Source organism: Novipirellula sp. (assembly GCF_041583735.1).
Lineage (GTDB): Bacteria > Planctomycetota > Planctomycetia > Pirellulales > Pirellulaceae > Novipirellula.
Map to the genome: position 1 here is coordinate 20,810 of NZ_JBFHFD010000002.1, position 19,000 is coordinate 39,809.

The window sequence follows — 19,000 nt, forward strand, 5'->3', positions numbered from 1 at the left end:
GGCAAGCAGGGCACGAGTTCAATCAGATAACCGGTCGATACTTAGTAGCGATCGCCGCGGCCACCGCCGCCGCCACCACTGCGTCGGCCACCGCCGCCGCCACCGTACCCGCCGCGACCACCACCGCCGCCGCCGCCGCCACCGTAACCGCCGCGACCACCGCCGCCGCCACCACCATAACCACCGCGTCCGCCGCCACCGCCGCCACGATCTTCACGTGGACGAGCTTCATTGACTGTCAATGAACGACCTTCATGTTCCTTCTCGTGCAGTCCAGTGATAGCCGCTTGAGCTTCAGCATCGCTGCTCATCTCAACAAAACCAAAGCCTTTGCTCCGGCCGCTATCGCGATCCGTGATGACCTGGGCGCTTTCAACCGTGCCAAACTCAGAAAACAAGTTTTCCAGGTCAGAACTTGAGACACCAAAGCTCAAGTTTCCACAATACAATTTCCTTCCCAACGCTAAACTCCTGTGCAAGGATTGACCGCCCGCCGTTGGAAGTTGCGGGCATAAAAGACTGCGGCCTATTTGGAGACCTACCAAGTGGGACGGACGAAACTGCACGCCCCGGCCTAAATCCGGCTACGAGCTGCACGATCAACCAACCAACCAAGGATCAATTTACCGTATTAAACAGCTGCGTATAGCCCAAAGTCCCTCCGGAAATCGCTGCAAAGGGGCAAAATGGCATAAAAATTTGCCTGAACATGGTTGCCGGCCGAGTACGCCGAAATGCGAAAACGACCGTCCCTAACGAGGCGGATTTTCGTAAAGCCAGCAAAACAGCATGGTCGATCCTGCCGAGCTTGGGCATGTCACAATTAATCCACTTTCCCGTATTCCTGCTGTGGACACAGCCAATTCGCAACGCTGATTCGCGTTTTTGTTCCTCTAACGCGTCCCAAAATCGACCGCGACAATGACATGCAGCAGCATGATTTATCGGCACTCGGCATGTAGCGGCACTCCGCAGCTTGCGGTGTACGCAGGAAACTTGCGGTGTACGCACGACAACCTCGTTACCACCGCGTCGCTCGAACCTCGGCAATGGCTTGTTCTCGCGTGCTCAGTTCGCCATCAAGTTGTCGTTGGCGTAGATGTCTCAGTATCTTTGCGTACACTGGCCCAGCCGGAATTTCTAGCTTCGCCAGATCGCTACCATTCAGTAGTGGTGCCGGGTCAAGCACCTCGTTCGGCTGCTTCAAAGCATCTTTGACTCGCCGAATTCCGGCTTCCCCGAGCCCATCCGCGCTCGCAATTTCAACCGCAACATCCAACACATACCTGGCATCACGATCAATCAGAATCGGCTGGATCTTGGACCACGCGATCTTGTGTGCAATCGCTAGCTTCGGTGCGTTTCGCAGAACCGCTGTCACAATCCGCACCTCCTCGTTCGAAAGCTTCCAGCGCTCGGTAATTGCTTTCAGATCGGCGTTGGCTGTCTTGCTAGCCAACAATAACATTGCGATCGCCGAGGGAAATTCACGACGCCGCTGAATCGCAAACAATTGGCGGACGCGATCTCGATCCATCTTTGCAAGTTCGGGCAGCACATAGGGCGTCAGCGCCAGATCGGAAAGGTGATCGAGACCCTCAAGGATATGCTCCGAAGCGAGGCAGCGTCGCATTTCTACCCCGATTCGTTCACCGCTGACGACTTCGATTTCGCTCGCTTTTTCACCGATGGCCAAGGCGGTTGCAGGGTCGATTTGGAAACCGATCGTGGTGGCGAAGCGAACCGCCCGCAACATCCTTAATTTGTCTTCGGCGAATCGTTGACGCGGATCGCCAATCGTTCTCAGCAGCGAGCGTTCTAGATCGTGGCGGCCGGAAACATAGTCGATGATTTCGGAATTGGCTGGATCATAGAACAATCCATTGATGGTAAAGTCACGCCGCATCGCATCGGCTTCGGCGTTGCCAAAGTGAACGCTATCGGGACGTCGTCCATCGAGGTAAACCCCGTCGCTGCGGAAGGTTGCCACTTCGGTCGGTTCGACTTTATCGACGTTTTGTTGCCGCGATTCTGCGGGCCCAGGGGGGCGTCGATCTGGTAGCACTCCCATTACCCCAAAGCTTGCTCCGAATGCCAGCGTCTGTTTTTTGCCAAACACGTCGCGGATCGCTTCGGGGGTGGCGTCGGTGGCGACGTCATAGTCCTTGGGCGATTTGCCTAGCAGCGCATCGCGGACGCTGCCGCCAGCCAGGTAGGCAGTGAAGCCAGCTTCACGCAAGCGGTCGATGATACGGATCGCTTCCTGGGCTGGTTGATTGGAAAAATCGAAATCGTAGCGGGTGCGAATGGGGTTCAAAAAACTGATGCATTTTTGTGGCAGAGGAATTACATCCAATCAGCGGCTGAACGCGAAAATCAACACGCGATCGACACGGTCATCGGAGGATCTCCGATTGTGGCTCAAGCCAATCTTGGGTAAAAGCACGGTATGAGTCACTTCAAGCAAAGAATCGGAAAAAAGAGAGGTGTCGTGGGAGTGATCTTCCGCGACGAAAAATTATTGATCATTCGCCGCTCCTTGACAGTCACGGCACCGGGAAAACTCTGCTTGCCGGGGGGCACGATCGAAAAGGGAGAGAGCGAAGAGTTCGCATTGGTTCGCGAAATGCAAGAAGAACTGACGATTGATGTGTCGCCTGTCCGTTTGGTTTGGCGAAGTGTTACCCCCTGGGGAACCACGCTGGCATGGTGGTTGGCCCATCTTGATTCCGAGGTGACACCCGTGCCGAACCCTGCCGAGGTTGCGGAATACCGCTGGATGAACAGCGACGATATCTGCACCGCTCGTGAGATGCTGCCGAGTTTGCCCGAGTTCATCCAAGCCGTACGGACCCGCGAAGTCGAATTGGATTTCGCGTTCTAGATCACGCTAATCGCTGACGCGATTCCGCTACCCTAAAATCAAGCTCCAACGCATCACTTAGCGAGGACGGGTTGCGATTCTTGCCGCGTCCGCGTCGCTGATGGACATCGCGATCCAGCCTTCACGCAGTTCCAATTGGCTGATCTGCAATCCATCGATGGCCGGATGTTGAGCCAACGCTTCGGTGGTCAGCGGGAATCCGTGATTGGGTGAAAGGACTTTGTTAAAGATGGCGCGGATTGGTAACCGCTCTCGCATCGATAGACTCGGCCCGCTGATGCTCAAGTGACCATCGCGAACCAGGGTTGCATGCAGCCCATCGACCTTGGGGACATACGCCGCACGCACAACAAAGCGTCGCAAGTCAAACGTTTCGCCTCGGGTCAGTCGCACGATGCGGAGCGTCAGCCAGAGTTTGCCATCTTCAATCTCGACTGTGATTGGGCGTGTCTTGGCGAACTGGATCATGACGTCGTCCGGAATGTCTTCGGGGATCGTCTGAGCTTCCTTGCCGAACAGCAGCATGCCTTCGTGAATCATTTCCGAGATTAATCGTGGGCGATCTCGCGGCACTAATTGCTCGAGCGTGTTGTTCATCGCCGATTGATGCACCTGAACGCTCATCAGGCTGTCTCGTAATGCACGTGGACGTGGGGTGTGGGCACCGAGCTGCCAGTCACCGGCCAACCGATAGCGAGCCAGCAGTCGATCCGTGGTGGTTTGCATATCCGCGACCTGCGGGTCGAGTCGCAGTGCTCCTAATGGCCCAAGTACCATCTTGGAAAGATTCCGAGCCGAGTCGTTGATCTGTTTGTCGACGCGTTGATCAATTTCGCCACCCACTTGGTCGCGAACTTTTTCTTTCGAGAGCCGGTTCGAGATCGATTCAAGCGATTCGTAGCGTGATTCTGCGATCGTGCGGACGAGAGCTCCGATCAAAGGCCAATTGTCATAATCGGATTCAACACCTTGCAATCGGTTTTCACCTCGCACATCGACCCATGAATCGCCAAGCTGGACGCCGTCTGGGGTGATTTCAATGGGCGTCGTTGCTTGGAAGTCCGCGTCGCCGTGAGTACGCAACGCAACAGGACCGCTGAATCCCACCGACCGGGTTTGCACGTTTCCGGTCGTCTGCAGATCAATTTGCCAATGATTCGGTGAGGGCAGCAGTTCGATACTGAGTTTGCTCTGGACGTGGCTTGTTCCCCGTACACGGCTGCCTAACATCTGAGTGCGAACCGGAATGGTTTGCGGAGCGATCGTCGGCAACATGCGTTGCAACATCGGTTGACTGATCGCCATACGCACATTTGCATTGCGATAGTAGGTGTCGATGGCGGCGGCCACATCGACCGCCACTGGATTGTCGGCGTGCCGGAGCGTCTGTACCGCTTCGGCAATTTCGAGCGAGACCGTGTCGATCTCGTTCGATTCTTGATGCTCGATTTGATTCAACAAGCTCGCGTAATCGACGGCGCCACGAGTCCATGGGCGAACGGCAACAGCGAGTTGCTCGATCGCGTCATTGCCGAGCCATTCACGATGCTCGGGGTGCAATCCGTGCCAACGCAGTCTCGCCAAGAAACGTTTGGCCAACATCGCACGGTCCTCGTTCGAAGTTCCCGTCGCCGCATTTTCGATCTCATCGAGCAACAGGAACCGGCTCCAACCCTCGGCATCGCCGGTTTCATCAAGGATTAGCCGCACAGCGACGACGAATGCGCCCGCATCGACATCGGATTCCAAAATACTTCGCGATGCGAGTGTTTGCGTGTCGCCTCGATGCGTCAATTCCCAGATTGGGTTCCATACCGCCACGCGTCGCTCGATTGCGAAACAAGCGTACAGGAATCGAATTTGGATTTCGCGGGTTGCCATCGATTCCGCTGTCTCGCGTCCCTCGGCTCGTAATCGGTCGAGTGAATCGATCAGATCACCCGCACGCGGCGCACCGAGTCGCGGTAGCGTTCGCAGTTCGCGTAGGGTGTTTTGAACACGATGGGTCCACTTCGACACCGCGGCTAGTTCTTGCTGACGTAATGTCATCGCAGCATCGGAGGCTTCGGAATCAGCCTTGGAATATTCCGCTAGTAGTTCGAGCTGATGATCCAAGCTGATCGTCACCGGCCAACCGGCTGGGCTGAGTTGGTGAGAGCGTCGGTCCGCTTGGAATACCGATGTGGACGCTTGCGAGGAAGCGGTTTCATCGGCGGCGTGCGTTTTTGAGATTACATCGGGCGCACGAGGGTCCAGTGCTGCGCGCGGGCTGATTTTCGCCAACACGGACACCGACTTTGGCAGGATGGATTCGCGCGGCGTCGGATTGGATGTGATGTCGGCCGCAGCGGCAACCGGCGGAGCCGCAACGTTTAAAGCGACTTCGTTGCCACGGACACGCGAGTAATCGACTTTGGGACCCAGCGTGGCGATTTGACCATACGATTCTGCCAGCGACAATTCGTGTTTAGGCAGATTGGTCGCGATGGTGGCATCATGGCCCGCCAACTCTTGCTGTTCTTCGCGAACCGGTGCAACCAATCGCGTCGCATTCCCGGTGGTGATCTCGGACGCTTGTGGATGGGGGTCTGTGTCGCCAATCGCATCGGCGTCGAGTTTGGCGTTGGCGTCAATGATGACGGTGTTGGTTACGCCCAGTGCGAGGTTGCCCTGCATCGAGGAATCGTCGTGCGCGGGCTCGAACGCGAACGTATCAAACTTATTTGCCGCCGCGACGCTCAACTGCTCATTCAACGGCTCGTTCAAAAGTTCCGCAGTTGCGGACGCGGGGGGAGAGGAGAGTTCTTCCTCGGGCAATTCGGTTGGCAGCTCGCTGGTAGCGATCGAGGCGGTTGGTGAGATCATTTCGCGTTCCAGCCGCAACGGCAAACGCATCCCACGTGATCCATGCTCGACGCGTTCGACCACCGTAACGTCGACGGCGGGAGGAGCAAGTGGGGTGTCCAGGACGTTGATATTCGGATCGGTCTCTGCTGCCACTGCACGCGAAACCGGCTTGGCAATCGGCGACGTTGGGGCGTTGATCGCGGCGCCGCGGGCTGCCGCGTTTGCCGCGGTCGGCGGGGACGATACCAGCGTTCTCGCTGGCGTGGTAAACTCGCTAAACCACGAGGTGGTTCCGAGCCACGAGACCATGACAACGATCACTGAGGTGAGGAGAGGCCAGAAAACCAATGACCTTTTGACGTCTTTACGCATCCCGATCTCATCTTGAATTAGCGGGAGAAGTGAACAAGGACGGGCGTTTCCACTACGATTGCCAACCATGGCAATTCTCTACGGCCGTTGTAGACTAGCATCGGCGATCCAATCGGCTCAGTTCACAATGCTCTTACGATCGCTACAAAAAGACGAGAAGTCGCCACTCCCCCCAACCCGTAGGAGTGGTTTTTATGTACTATTTTGCGAACTTAAGTTCGTGTTGGCTCAAAGGTGCAAAGTTGCTATCAGTACGCTAAATTGCCCTGCCATCCACTCCGCTTCTCGAGACACCTTTTCGCGACATGACTGAAATCAACGGGAAAATCTACGTTGCGGGCCATCGTGGCATGGTTGGTTCAGCGGTGTGCCGACGGTTGGCGAGTGAAAAAAATTGTCAAGTTTTGACCGCGACACGTGATTCGCTCGACTTGACGAACCAGAGTTCAGTTGAGGATTTCTTCGCTCAAGAACGTCCCGATGCCGTGATTTTTGCGGCCGCACGTGTCGGTGGAGTGCTAGCAAACGACACTTATCCCGTCGAATTCTTGGGCGACAATCTGCTGATGTCGACCTTTGCGATCAACGCGGCTTATGCGGCCGGGGTCAAGCGGTTCCTGTTTCTCGGCAGCACGTGCATTTACCCACGCGATTGTCCGCAGCCGATTCGAGAAGACGCTCTGCTGACAGGCCCGCTTGAAAAGACCAATGAAGCGTACGCGTTGGCCAAAATTTCCGGTTTAAAACTGTGTCAATTTTATCGCCGCCAGCATGGCGTGATGTTTCACAGCGCGATGCCGACGAATTTGTACGGCCCCGGTGACAATTACCATCCTCAGCACAGCCATGTCTTGCCCGCGTTGCTGCGAAGATTTCATGAAGCGGCACAACAAGGTCTTCAGAGCGTCACGATTTGGGGTACCGGAACGCCTCGACGCGAGTTTCTGTATGTTGATGATCTGGCCGATGCGCTGGCATTTTTGATGACACAACAAAACCCACCCGACTGGGCGAATGTAGGAACCGGGGTCGATCTATCGATCCTTGAACTGGCGCAGCTTGTGGCAAATACCGTTGGCTATCAGGGGGAAATCAAGACTGATTCCTCCAAGCCGGACGGCACTCCGGTCAAATGCAGTGATGTTTCGCGGCTGAACGCCTTGGGCTGGAAGCACAAAATCGAACTCGCTCAAGGACTGAAAACAACGTACGATCACTTTTTGAACGAAGTGGAATCGGGACAAATGCGTTCGGTCTAATTTCTCACTTCAATCCAATAACACTCCATCACGTCACCCCTATTTCGTAACCCAACTAATCTCCGATACAGACATGACCAAAAACGCATTGATCACCGGAATTACCGGTCAAGACGGCAGCTACCTTGCGGAACTGCTGCTCGAAAAAGGTTACACCGTGCACGGGCTGGTACGCCGTAGTAGCACCTTTTCGACAGAGCGAATTGAGCACATCTACCAAGACGTTCACGAAGATTCGCGACTTCGTTTGCATTACGGTGACTTGACCGACGGTCAAGCGTTGACGAATTTGGTGCTGGAAATTGAACCTGACGAAATTTACAACTTGGGGGCTCAGAGCCACGTTCGCGTCTCGTTTGACCAACCGGTGTACACGCTGCAAACGGTAGGCGTCGGAGCATTGAACGTTCTCGAGGCCGCTCGTTTGTTGAACAAAAAGAAGCAGGTTCGGGTTTATCAAGCCAGTAGCAGTGAAATGTACGGCGATGTTTTGCAAACGCCGCAAACCGAACTGACACCCTTCAATCCTCAATCACCCTACGCATGTGCAAAGGTGTTTGCCTTTCATCAAACCGTGAACTATCGACAGAGCTACGATATGTTCGCCAGCAACGGGATTCTGTTCAATCATGAATCTGAGCGTCGTGGTGAAACGTTTGTAACACGAAAGATCACGCGAGCCGCGGGGCGCATTAAAGTCGGCATGCAAAAGAAATTGTATCTCGGCAACCTCGATGCCAAGCGTGACTGGGGTTATGCCAAAGATTATGTCGAAGGCATGTGGCGAATTTTGCAGCATGATGAGCCTGATGATTTCGTGCTCGCGACAGGCCGCACCGAGACGGTTCGCGATTTTGCCCGATTGGTGTTCCAGCAGCTCGATTTGGATTACGAAGATTTCGTTGAAATCGACCCCCGTTACTTCCGGCCTGCGGAAGTGGAGTTGTTGCTTGGTGATCCCAGCAAAGCAAAAGAAAAACTGGGTTGGGAGGCCGCAACGGATCTCGAAGAACTCGCACGCATCATGACCGAGCACGACTTGGAACTCGCTAAACGCGAAGCTCACGCAAAGAGTTTCGTGCCAAGCTAATTCGACGCTAGCGTGTAGCGCATTCGCGACTGGCGGATGCCGCAGCGAAAGCAATCGTTGCCGATGTTGTCATCGAACCGCCATCGGCGAATGCCTCAAACGTACTCGACGGATGATCGTCGAGTCGGATTGGGGGGAAGCGAGACGCGTCGAAAATGGATTGTTGAGAGACGATTCCAATCACGATCCGTTTTCTGCGCACGTATGCTAAAGGATTGCGGCAAGCGTCCCGTCACATTTGATGTTCGGTAAACGTTACGTGCTCAGGTCGGTTTCATCCCATTCGGCTTCCGGCGCCAGTGACCATGTCAGACTGTGCCTTCGTTCGTGAATAGCTCCACCATCGGCAACGGGATCAAAGTCGTCGGGCAACATGCCCGCCTTGCCCAACTGGCCGCTGCGAACTGCGTTATGTGCCAGGTAGAAGCGGTCCTCCATTTCAATCACAGTCTCGACGGATTGAGTTTGTCCTTGGCTCAGTAGCGATTCGGCTGTGGCGGTGAAACCGGGAAGAAATAGCGACAGCAATGCACCGCTTGTCTCTTCAGATAATTGGCCATTTGTCGCAGAAGGTTCCTCCGCGACGCCGAGAATCCAAGCAAGTGACCACATGTTTTCTAGCCTCCATCCAACCAGATGGGCGTAATCCGCGCGTGCATCGTCCATCGACAAATCAATGATGTGCAGTTCGCTATCGGTCATCGATCTGCGAAGTTCATTGTTGGTAATGAACTGAGTCACGCGTTGCTCGAATTCGGAAGGCGCGGAGCCCCAAGCGAATACGGCGCAATGGCAGAGCAACCGTGTTGCGATCTCCATCTCCGGCCGTAACGTTCCTCCGGCGAATCCGGTTTCCTCGGAAACGTCGCCAACAGCGGCTGGAAGCGGCATCCAGGTTGCAGGCTTGAATCCTCGCTGGTTTAGCAACGCAATGTTCTTGTCACGCATCTGTTGTGGAGTGGTCATGGGATTTTGAGTTTCTTTCAGAGTGGATAGTGGTTCGCCGGTGGGGCCTTCGTGCGCATTGTAGGGGCCGTCTAGTAGGGGCCGTCGCTTCACGTCAGTTCGGTAAGCTGGATGGGACCGCGGTTCAGCAGCCCTTCAGGCTCCGCGATCATCGTCCGCACTCCCGTTGCGATTCGGAACTCTCGCAAGATTTGGCCGTAACTTGCCTGGGCCGATCCAGAAAGATCCGTCGTGATCAAGTGCGGCACAAAAGAGTGATCACGATGGACCATCAATTGAAGTTCCGACTTCGATTCGCCGTGCGAATCCCGAAGCGTCAGACCGATGAGTGCGTAAATTTCGTCGCGGTCGAAAACAGATTGGCCGCCAAGGATCGAAACGGTGGAGTTTGCAAAACAATACGACACAAGGGGGCACCGAGACCGCAAGTAACGTAGCCGGAGTTGATGTCCGACTACGGGGCCTGCTATTGCAAGAATGCCGATCATCAATAGCAGCACCCAAATCATGGGGCCAAACTTCTCGCCGGCGTCGCTGGCGATTGCGATCCAGATGAAACCAGCGTAGATCAGACCAATCAGTGCCATCATGATTGCCATTGATCTCCACGTGGACAGCGGAGGGCCGATGTCAACAGAAGCTGGGCCTTTATGCAGTACGAGGCGAAAGTCATTTTGATAGAAGTGACCAAGCAGTCGCAGTTCTGTGGCTTTCAATTCATGCGGTTCGGTGTCTGTCATTGGTTCAAGACCATCCGTGCCATACATCTCGAAGTGGACCCGCGTCGACGCGCACAATGTGTGGATGTGGTTCATGCCATCCGAGAAGGCGTCTCGCGATCCGCAGCCATTGCGTCGTGGTACTGCTCTCGCTCGCCAACCCGCTCGCCAAGGTCCGCCAACTCACGAAATACGGCGAGCGTCATTATTTCGGGTATCTCAATCATAGAAAGATTGGCTGGCTTGTGTTGCTGCTGAACGAAATGCGTAACCCCGGAGGCGATGTTATTCGTTGATTTTACCGTTTGCCGGGTTTGCTGGGACGGACCAGCAGCACGGTTTCTCACGGATGTTTTCTGTCACCTCTGCCCAACATCCGAGGTTGCAGAAACAAAATCCGGCGTGGCGCGAGCGTACTGTCACCTCTCCCAAACGCAGTTTGGGAGAGGTCGAGCAGAGCCTTCAGCGATGCTCGGGTGAGGGCCGACCGAGCAAGTCGAGGCCACTTACACGCAATGTTGCGCGGTCGCCCCCTCACCTGACTTAGTGACTGCTGTTAGTGACTGCTGATTTAGTAACAATGATTACAGTCCGGAGGCCGACACGCCCTCTGCCGGTGGCGTGAGTCACCGGCTAGCGGAGGTGGGGAAACATAGCCCAGCGGGCGACACACTCTCGGTTTGAACCTCGATCGCGTTTGCTACGAAGTTATGAACTCGGGCTTTTGTCAAAGTGTTTGCGAAACAACTCCGCTTTTTCCTTTGGCACACCCATTCGAAGCTGCAGCGTCTCGGATTCGAGTTCGTGATTGATCGTCGACATCCAAAACGCACGCTCCACTTCAGAGCAATTTTGAAGTGCAGTCGCGATTAGTCGCAATGCATTGAACTCGACGTTGATGCGCTTTGTTTTGGCGAACTCATTAACCGCCAAAGTAATCATTGCAGCCCGACGCGAACTGGAATCCGCAGGTAAGGTTTCGCTTACTAATTTACAAACACGTGAGTCGTCGCGAGGGTTCGAGTATAGACGAGCGCTTCCGGAGACTTTCGGAGAAAAGTTAGTGACAAAAGTTTCGCGTGTGCCCTCACTTGATGCGTTCTTGATCAGCGTCTCGTAGGATTCCCGAGACATTAACGGCGATGTAAAGGTGATTTCATCGGTTGCTTTCAGGGCGTGGTCTCTCCAGTCGGTGACGCCCTCCCTCCCAATGTCGCCGTGAATCGTGGTCGAAGCAGTGGCCGTCAGTGTCATTTTTTGTCCGCTCAGCGTCGGATCAAATGGATCAAATGATCCATCGTCGCGATGATCGTTGCCGTATAAGTCCAAACAACGCTCGAATGTGAAACTCTCATTCGGCGCAATTTCCAGGAAGGTTACGCCACCGGGAATTTCGCCATAGCTCTCGACTAGTTCCCTCACATGAGGCGTCGTTGCGACAATGACCAGACGCAGGAAATTCCGAATCCGAACAGGAGTACTTGTAATGTTTTTGATCGAGATTTGTGCATAGAGCATGTCGCCGGCAGCGAGCGTGTCCGCTGAATAAGTCACCGTAAATTCAACGTCTTTCGCCTTGGCGATCGGTGGCGCGGCATTTGTCTGTTGCGACGAAAATGTCGTGACCACCAACAGCCATGCGGATAAGTTGCAGAGTACCGTTTTCATCATTGTCTTGTCTTGAAGATCGCATTCGTGGTCCATCTCATGTTGGTTCTCACGCGTACCAACTCGATGCCTAATCGACATCAGAACCAAATTAAGGGCTCCGATGACTCGTGTCGACTAAAAAGTTTTGAAAAGTTACAGGTGATCGAGCCTGGGGCAAGCGGCCGTGATTTGATTCTTTAGGCCGGAGGCCGGAACGTGAACTGCCGTTGGCGTGAGCCAACGGTTTTAAAAGGCGACCTGTCGCCAACAGGCCAGCGGCCGACACAAATTCGCGCCGGGTGTATCGGCCGCTGGCCTTTGTCGGTCAAAAACAACATAACGTAGCGAAACTGTTAGAGAGTTTCGTGCGTGTTGCGTCGCCACTCGTAGAGCGGTTTCGTAGTTTGTCGGCAAGGTAACCGGGGGGCAGTCGCGATAGCGACGAAAGCACCTAGCTGCGGGCGTCAGCCCGCAGAACCAGACCGTCCGATCCTGCCGTCGCTATCGCGACTCGCACGTCTTAGGCTTCGATTTACCCACGGCTCACGCCGTGGGCTAGGTGCTGACGTCGCTACCGCGACTATGGATTCCAACCGCACGACTCGACTGGGCTATTAAGAACGGTCGGTGGGAACCGCCCCTACTTCAAACGCAACATCTTTTTCCGGCGGTCCTTATTCACTCAGGTCTCCAGCCGGTTCCGACTGGGTCGCGGACGGCGCTGGAACTAATGATGCTTCGGTTTCGCGTTGCAACTGATAGAACTCGATGTGCTCGGTCACGTTAAGATCCATCCGAGCCGACAGGTCGTGCGAGAGGAAATAGTACAACCATTTCTTTTCGATTCGGGGCGAGTCTTTGATCAATTCCAAAATTTGGGCGTGTTGAGTTCTCCAATCTTCATTTTCATCGGTAATCCTTTCGTAGTCGATTGAAGTATCAATCAGCCTCGCCAGCACTGTATCATCACGTATCGAATTTTCTCGAAGATATTTCCACATGGGTAACGGCTTGAGTGGAAACTCGGCCTTGCGGAAAAGTGGAACCGTTTGCTGTAGTTTGTAATTGTCTCCAAACGCATGGCCCCCTGCGTAAACGAATCGCTGAATACCGTGAATTTGCTGAATCGCTTGCGGGTTGGGATTCTTGTCACGTAGGATATTTCCATAAAGCGGCAGTGAAAGTCGCTTCCCCGTGATTTCACCAAGCGATTGTAAAACCTCTCTTCTGGGGAACTCTGCCGCTGACGAATAGAGTCGCAGTGAAATCTCGACTTCAAGCAAACGCGGTGAACCCTTAAACGCATTCGCCAGTTGAGGAAAAAGTGAGGGCAAACGAATCAGTGCAGTCTTTTGCCACGTTGCCCTCGGCTGGACAAGAATGTGCTGATACGTTTCGCCCAACGAGTAGCCGTCATCCCACAGCAAGTCGCTTATGACCATCGAACGTCGGTCCGCACTGCTGGGGAACCGCACCTCCAGACTCTTTTCAAGCCAGAAGTAATGGATGTAAATTTTACCATCGCTTTGATTGGTAAAGTTCAATTCAAGGAACAATAGGTCTCCATCAATGATCTGATGTTCTGACAATTCGATATCGACTTGCAGTGATTGAGAGGGCAGCTTTCTGATGGGTTGCGGTTCAGCTCCCTGGATATTGTCCAGCGGATATGCGTCAAGCACCGCTTCAATTTTTGCAACTAAATCACGTCTGTGTTTTAGCTTAGGGTCTTGGTGTATTTGATCGAGCATCCACCATCGTTCCATTGGCGGAGACTCTTGGATAAGGTTCCGAATCCTCTGGAAGCATTCCGCATCGCTGAGTTTCGCGTTTTGACGAATAGCGTCGTAGGCTAATGAGTTCGATGCAAGTCGATACAGAACGGAGTCTGGGATTAAAAGCTCATCGCGAAATTCTTGCCACCGTGCCAAGTTCTTCAGCGGAAAGGCAGGACTATTCAACATACCTGGATGCGGGATGAACCGTTGTGACGAGAAACGAAGTCTCTCGACGGTTAATCCACCGTGAATATCGCCCATGACCCATTCGGGATTGAATGCAAGGAACCGATGATTGCGAAGCAGCGCGGCAACCATCGGAACACTCACGATTTGCCCAACAATCTTTGCACGCACCTCTCCCAGATGGGGATCTTTGTCCTTGGACAATTCGTCGGGAGTACGCAAAAGTCGGGCAGTAAATTCCAAGTGGATTGCTTGAGGCTCCCTCTTCCCGTGTAAGAATTCTTCAGCCAAGATTCGGACCATGACCAGGAAAGACAAGCCTTCCTTTGGATTGAGTCGTGTGACATCGTTTCTCTGAAGTTCACCGTCGGGAATGGCTCGATGTCCGACAATTGCATAAGGCGCCGCGATCAATTCACGACTCGTCACGTCGAGATGACGTAGTGGATCAATCGTCTGAAATTCGACCGCGGACGATCCCGAGTTGGTCAGCGTGATCTTGGCAAAAACCACGTCACCATCAACGACGGATGATTCCGACAATGCAACGTCCATCATCACGTCATCCAGTGAGCCACCGAACGTCGTGTGCAGTGTCATGAAGCTTAGAATGAAACAAATTAGCTTATACGAAAGCGACATCAATGAACTCAAAAATCGTTTTTAGTCGGTGCGCCAATCAAGGTGTCAAACGCAAGAATGAACCTCGATCGCGTTTGCTGCGAAGTTATGAACTCGGGCTTTTGTCAAAGTGTTTGCGAAACAACTCCGCTTTTTCCTTTGGCACACCCTTTTGGAGCTGGAGAGTTTCGGATTCAAGTTCATGAATGATCGTCGATAACCAAAAACTACGCTCCACTTCAGGGCAATTTTGAAGTGCAGCAGTAATTTGCATCAATGCCTTGTACTCGACGTTGATGCGTTTTGTTTGGGCGAACTCATTAACCGCTAAAAAGATCATCGCTGCGCGTCGTGAGCTAGCGGCGACCGGCAATGTGTCCATCAAAGCGTTGCAAACACGCAAGTCATTTCTGGGGCATGCAAATAGATAGGCGCTGCTGGGAAGGCTTTGAGGAAAAATCGTCACAAAAGGGTTGGGAATTGCTTTTTGAGATGCGTTCTTGATCAGCGTCTCGTACGATTCCCGAGACATTAACGGCGATGTAAAAGTAATTTCATCGGTTGCTTTCAGGGCGTGGTTTCTCCAGTCGGTGACGCCCTCCCTCCCAACATCGCCGTGAATCGTGGTCATCGCGGTGGCCGTCAGTGTCATTTTTTGTCCGCTCAGCGTCGGATCAAATGGATCAAATGAGCCATCGTCGCGATGATCGTTGCCGTATAAGTCCAAACAACGCTCGAATGTGAAACTCTCGTTCGGCGCAATTTCCAGGAAGGTTACGCCACCGGGAATCTCGCCATAGCCCTCGACTATTTCCCTCACATGAGGCGTCGTTGCGACAATGACCAGACGCAGGAAGTTCCGAATCCGAACAGGAGTGTTTGTAATGTTTTTGATCGAGATTTGTGCATAGAGCATGTCGCCGACAGCGAGCGTGTCCGCTGAATAAGTCACCGTAAATTCAACGTCTTTCGCCTTGGCGATCGGTGGCGCGGCATTTGTTTCTTGCGGCGTAAATGTCGTGACCACCAACAGCCATGCGGATAAGTTGCAGAGTACCGTTTTCATCATTGTCGTGACTTGAAGATTGCTTTTGTGGTCCATCTCATGTTGGTTCTCGCGCGTACCAACTCGATGCCTAATCGATATGGGTACCAAATTAAGGGCTCCGATGACTCGTGTCGACTAAAAAGTTTTGAAAAGTTACAAGTGAGCGAGTCTGGGGCAAGCGGCCGTGATTTGATTCTTTAGGCCAGCGGCCGACACAAATTCGCGCCGGAGGTGTCGGCCGCTGGCCTTTGTTGGTCAAAAACAACGTAACCGTGGCCGCGCAGCCATGGCAGACAATGTATCGGGCTCCGGCCTATCCCGACCGCTTGCCGTGCTCCTTAACCAATCGAAATGTCAATCGAAGAGCGAGCCGTGGGCCGTAAGGCACCGAGTAATGCACGGGACCCGGCCGCTCACGCGCGAGCGGCTCACAAAATCAACAAGATCCATCGAGGGCTGACGAAAGTCTTCGCGACTTTCGCTACGGGGGACGCCATCGCTAGCGGACTTCGTTGCTTTGCAGCCATCCGGAACGTGACATGACGGCAGACAATGTATCGGGCTCCGGCCTATCCCGACCGCTTTCCGTGTCGTTTGACCAATCGAAATGCCAATCGCAGAGTGAGCCGTGGGCCGTAAGGCACCGGGTAGTGCGCGGGACCCGGCCGCTCACGCGCGAGCGGCGCATTGATGAACGTTGATGCGAAATGGATGTGGATGTTTGTGGAGGGATCTTTAGCAAGATCCACTACGCAACATCGAGAGTCTTGACGACTTTCGCTACGGGGGACTCCCAGCCAACTAGCGGACTTCGTCGCTTCGTAGCCATCCGGAACGTTGGTCCATCGAGGTGACTTTGACCCAGTCGCCTCGGCGTTTGCTCACGATCACTTCGCTTGCTTCGGCGAGCGGTCTGCCGACCTCCGGTGAAGTCGCATCGTCGGATAAGTGCATGTTCGCCTTGGCCACCACCACGGTTGCCGCTTGCGGGTTGCGAAGCGTCCAGTCGTGGGCGGCTACCGATCCTGCGAGGACCAGCGAACATAGAATCAATCCCACCGGCCAAGCTCGTCCGATGCGATGATCGCCGAACCACAGTTGCGGGAAACCTCGCTGGACCAGCATCAACCAGGCAACCGCCCAAACAGCAATGCCACTCCACAACACCCAGGACCGTGGCACGTGTGAAAAGAGAATTGTCACGGATTGACGCGTGATGCTTCGTGCGTCGAGGGAGGTTTCGGAGGTGTCATTGGCCGAGTCGATCTCGTGCAGCGTTTGACGAAGTGCTGCTGCAAATACGGGGTTATCCGGATCGAGCAAAATCGCTTGCCGATAAGAGGCCACCGCCATGCCCTTTGATCCGCTCATTCGATAGCTGTTTCCAAGGTTGTAGGACAGCTTGGCGTTCTGGACCCCTGAATCAACGACGATTTGGTACTTGGCGGCCGCAGCAGCAAAGTTCGCATTCGCTTGTTCGGGATCACTCGTGATCGCTTCGGCGGCGCGATGGTACAGCCCGTCCGCTTCACTCAAAACGGCATGTTGCTGCTGGCGAGTCATCGACACAGCGCCGGATGACGGGGCATCTTCAGCGGACGCCGATTGTGTCAGTCCGCAGCTCACCACTGCGATTCCGATCAATGAACGCAGCACGGTGCTTGATCGGCCCGCCTGAGCCTGCATCGTTTTCGCAGCCCGATTCGCTTTTCGGTCCACGCATGCTTCAGCGATCTGGCTCGCTTCACGCTTCAAACTTGGCAAACTGCGAGGATCTTCGGTTGCTAACTCGGAAAACAAAACACCGTGCTCGGCTTGCCGACATCGATCAAACCAGCTCTCCAGTCGCACTGCGAGTTCGCGATTTCCATTTCGCCGCAACTGTCCCACCACCACCATTTCGCTGGCTTGATCGAGCTTCCAATACGACGCCAAGAACTCACGCATCACCAAGCTTAACTCGCGAGGCGAGGTGGCGGCCGCACAGGCGTTTTCGAAATGTTTTAGCGGCATCAGCGAACGAACGCCCGAGGCAACGACGCCTCGGCGTGCGAACAATAACGAAAACGCGAACGCAAGCGGAGGCAGCGCAATCGCGGTCAAAACCAATGGATTCCACGTGGTGTGAGTTGATTGCGAATCGAGGAAGTCGTCGGCAGGATAGATGGATGGAACCGAGGCCACCGGATCGTCGTCGGATCGTTCTGCATCGTTGCGGGGTAAATCGGGGTTGGCAACGATTTTGTCAAAAGACAATGTCTCGGCTGCGGAAACCTCGACGGGAATCGGTTTGCTTTGAACGGTGACAAATTTCTCTTTGCGAGGATCGAAAAAGCTGAACTTGATCGCCGGAATCTCGCTCACGGATTCCGAAAGCGGGCGAATCGTGGTGGTAAACAGCTTTTGGTTTCCGTCAACAAAACCCGCCAACGATTCATCTGCTACTTTGAATTTCTTGGTCAGCGTTTGCTGTTCATTCAGCAGCGGCGGTTGGACACGATCCATGGGGCCATCGCCGCGAATGGCAATATTCAGCGTGATCGGATCGCCTGCGTTTACGGTCGTCGGCGTGGCTTGTGTATAGATTTTATAGTCACCGACGGCCCCGCGATAATTCGCAGGACGGCCTTGATTTGGAATGGGTTTGATTTCAATCGGAGAAACGTTTGCATCAACGATCACTGGGCGAACCGACGAAATTGACAAACGCGGGCCAAACGACGAGAAGGCATCATCGAAAATGCTCGACCCTGACATCGGAGATCCGCTGCCAAAAAAATCATCTAGCGGGCTTCGTGAGCGTTTTAGTTCAGTGGGGTAGCGGATGACAATTCGACAGTTGGACCCATCGATCGATCCTGCGTGTTGCGGATAGATTTCGGCATCGATTTCATACAAGTAATAAGTCGATGTCGTGCCATCGTCACTTTCACGTTGCACCCGCTCGCCGCCGGGACGCTGGTTGTTGTCCGCCAATTCGTTCATGCGATCGGTGAACGGGCCCCAATCGGTTTGCCGGCTGATCAAGCTCCACATATCGCCTTCGGAAAGCGTCACTCGGAAATCTTCGTTTTGGTAGGGCTTGATCCAGATTTTAAGCGTCAACTGGATCGGTTCCCCCACATAAACACTAGGCCGATCGCCTGTGATTTCGACGAAAGCCAAATCGCCCACTTCGCTTTTGGTCGCCGAGAACCGAACGCTTTCAGTCAATTGTTTGCGGCCATCGTAAGACACCGTCAGTGGCGGAATGACAAACTCACCCGCACGTTCAGGGGTGATGGCGTAGGAATAGGTGAACGATTCGTTGATGGATCGACGCCCGTTGATGGTGAAAACTTGAGTGCTTTGCGAGGGAGCCCCCGTGGATTCAATCTTCAGTCCATCGACTTCGGGCAGTTCGGGCGCTTCATGCTTAGCAACATTGCTGAATTCGATCTGCAGTGTCACCGGATACCCGACATAGGTTTCCTGTGCCGAGATTCCGATACGCACGTCGCCAGCGGTGGCATTGCCACTGCATAGTGAGACAAACGCGAGCGATAAACCGATCAATAAAAGAGGTGTAACGTTTTTCATG

General features: G+C 54.0%; 13 protein-coding genes. 3 read left to right on the forward strand and 10 right to left on the reverse strand.

Going from position 1 to position 19,000, the window contains the following annotated elements; genetic code table 11:
* Window positions 1-41: 41 nt before the first annotated feature.
* Complete coding sequence (locus ABX962_RS00325; RefSeq protein WP_372715525.1) at window positions 42-479, reverse strand: RNA recognition motif domain-containing protein; 438 nt, start codon at window positions 477-479, stop codon at window positions 42-44.
* Between the two features lie 542 nt (window positions 480-1,021).
* Complete coding sequence (locus ABX962_RS00330; protein ID WP_372715527.1) at window positions 1,022-2,317, reverse strand: CCA tRNA nucleotidyltransferase; 1,296 nt, start codon at window positions 2,315-2,317, stop codon at window positions 1,022-1,024.
* A 132-nt stretch (window positions 2,318-2,449) separates the two neighbouring features.
* On the opposite strand from ABX962_RS00330, the gene ABX962_RS00335 reads away from it, so the two are divergent.
* Window positions 2,450-2,884 (forward strand): NUDIX domain-containing protein, encoded by a 435-nt coding sequence (locus ABX962_RS00335; RefSeq protein ID WP_339945504.1) that lies wholly within the window; start codon window positions 2,450-2,452, stop codon window positions 2,882-2,884.
* A 57-nt stretch (window positions 2,885-2,941) separates the two neighbouring features.
* Here the strand turns inward: ABX962_RS00335 and ABX962_RS00340 are convergent, their stop codons facing one another.
* The gene (locus ABX962_RS00340; protein ID WP_372715529.1) at window positions 2,942-6,040 is read right to left on the reverse strand and encodes a hypothetical protein; all 3,099 of its coding nucleotides are present in this window, start codon (window positions 6,038-6,040) and stop codon (window positions 2,942-2,944) included.
* Between the two features lie 368 nt (window positions 6,041-6,408).
* Between ABX962_RS00340 and ABX962_RS00345 the strand changes: the two genes are divergently transcribed.
* Both ABX962_RS00345 and gmd read left to right on the forward strand, forming a co-directional pair.
* Entirely contained in the window at window positions 6,409-7,362 is a 954-nt protein-coding gene (locus ABX962_RS00345) for a GDP-L-fucose synthase family protein (RefSeq protein WP_372715531.1), read from the forward strand.
* 73 nt (window positions 7,363-7,435) lie between these two features.
* Window positions 7,436-8,452 carry a GDP-mannose 4,6-dehydratase gene (gene gmd / locus ABX962_RS00350; protein ID WP_339945509.1) on the forward strand — a complete coding sequence of 339 codons (1,017 nt, stop codon included), beginning with the start codon at window positions 7,436-7,438 and terminating at the stop codon, window positions 8,450-8,452.
* A gap of 255 nt (window positions 8,453-8,707) precedes the next feature.
* Here the strand turns inward: gmd and ABX962_RS00355 are convergent, their stop codons facing one another.
* From ABX962_RS00355 to ABX962_RS00385, 7 genes are all read right to left on the reverse strand, one after another.
* The gene (locus tag ABX962_RS00355) at window positions 8,708-9,418 is read right to left on the reverse strand and encodes a DUF4272 domain-containing protein (protein ID WP_372715533.1); all 711 of its coding nucleotides are present in this window, start codon (window positions 9,416-9,418) and stop codon (window positions 8,708-8,710) included.
* An 89-nt stretch (window positions 9,419-9,507) separates the two neighbouring features.
* Window positions 9,508-10,158: a hypothetical protein gene (locus ABX962_RS00360; RefSeq protein ID WP_372715535.1), complete on the reverse strand. Its 651-nt coding sequence runs from the start codon at window positions 10,156-10,158 to the stop codon at window positions 9,508-9,510.
* 71 nt (window positions 10,159-10,229) lie between these two features.
* The gene (locus tag ABX962_RS00365) at window positions 10,230-10,364 is read right to left on the reverse strand and encodes a hypothetical protein (RefSeq protein ID WP_372715537.1); all 135 of its coding nucleotides are present in this window, start codon (window positions 10,362-10,364) and stop codon (window positions 10,230-10,232) included.
* Window positions 10,365-10,845: 481 nt separating this feature from the next.
* Window positions 10,846-11,841, reverse strand: a complete 996-nt coding sequence (locus tag ABX962_RS00370) for a hypothetical protein (RefSeq protein WP_372715539.1) — start codon at window positions 11,839-11,841, stop codon at window positions 10,846-10,848.
* Between the two features lie 620 nt (window positions 11,842-12,461).
* Window positions 12,462-14,351: a hypothetical protein gene (locus ABX962_RS00375; protein ID WP_372715541.1), complete on the reverse strand. Its 1,890-nt coding sequence runs from the start codon at window positions 14,349-14,351 to the stop codon at window positions 12,462-12,464.
* Between the two features lie 127 nt (window positions 14,352-14,478).
* The gene (locus ABX962_RS00380) at window positions 14,479-15,441 is read right to left on the reverse strand and encodes a hypothetical protein (protein ID WP_372715543.1); all 963 of its coding nucleotides are present in this window, start codon (window positions 15,439-15,441) and stop codon (window positions 14,479-14,481) included.
* 780 nt (window positions 15,442-16,221) lie between these two features.
* Window positions 16,222-18,999 (reverse strand): BatD family protein, encoded by a 2,778-nt coding sequence (locus tag ABX962_RS00385; RefSeq protein ID WP_372715545.1) that lies wholly within the window; start codon window positions 18,997-18,999, stop codon window positions 16,222-16,224.
* Window position 19,000: the final 1 nt, after the last annotated feature.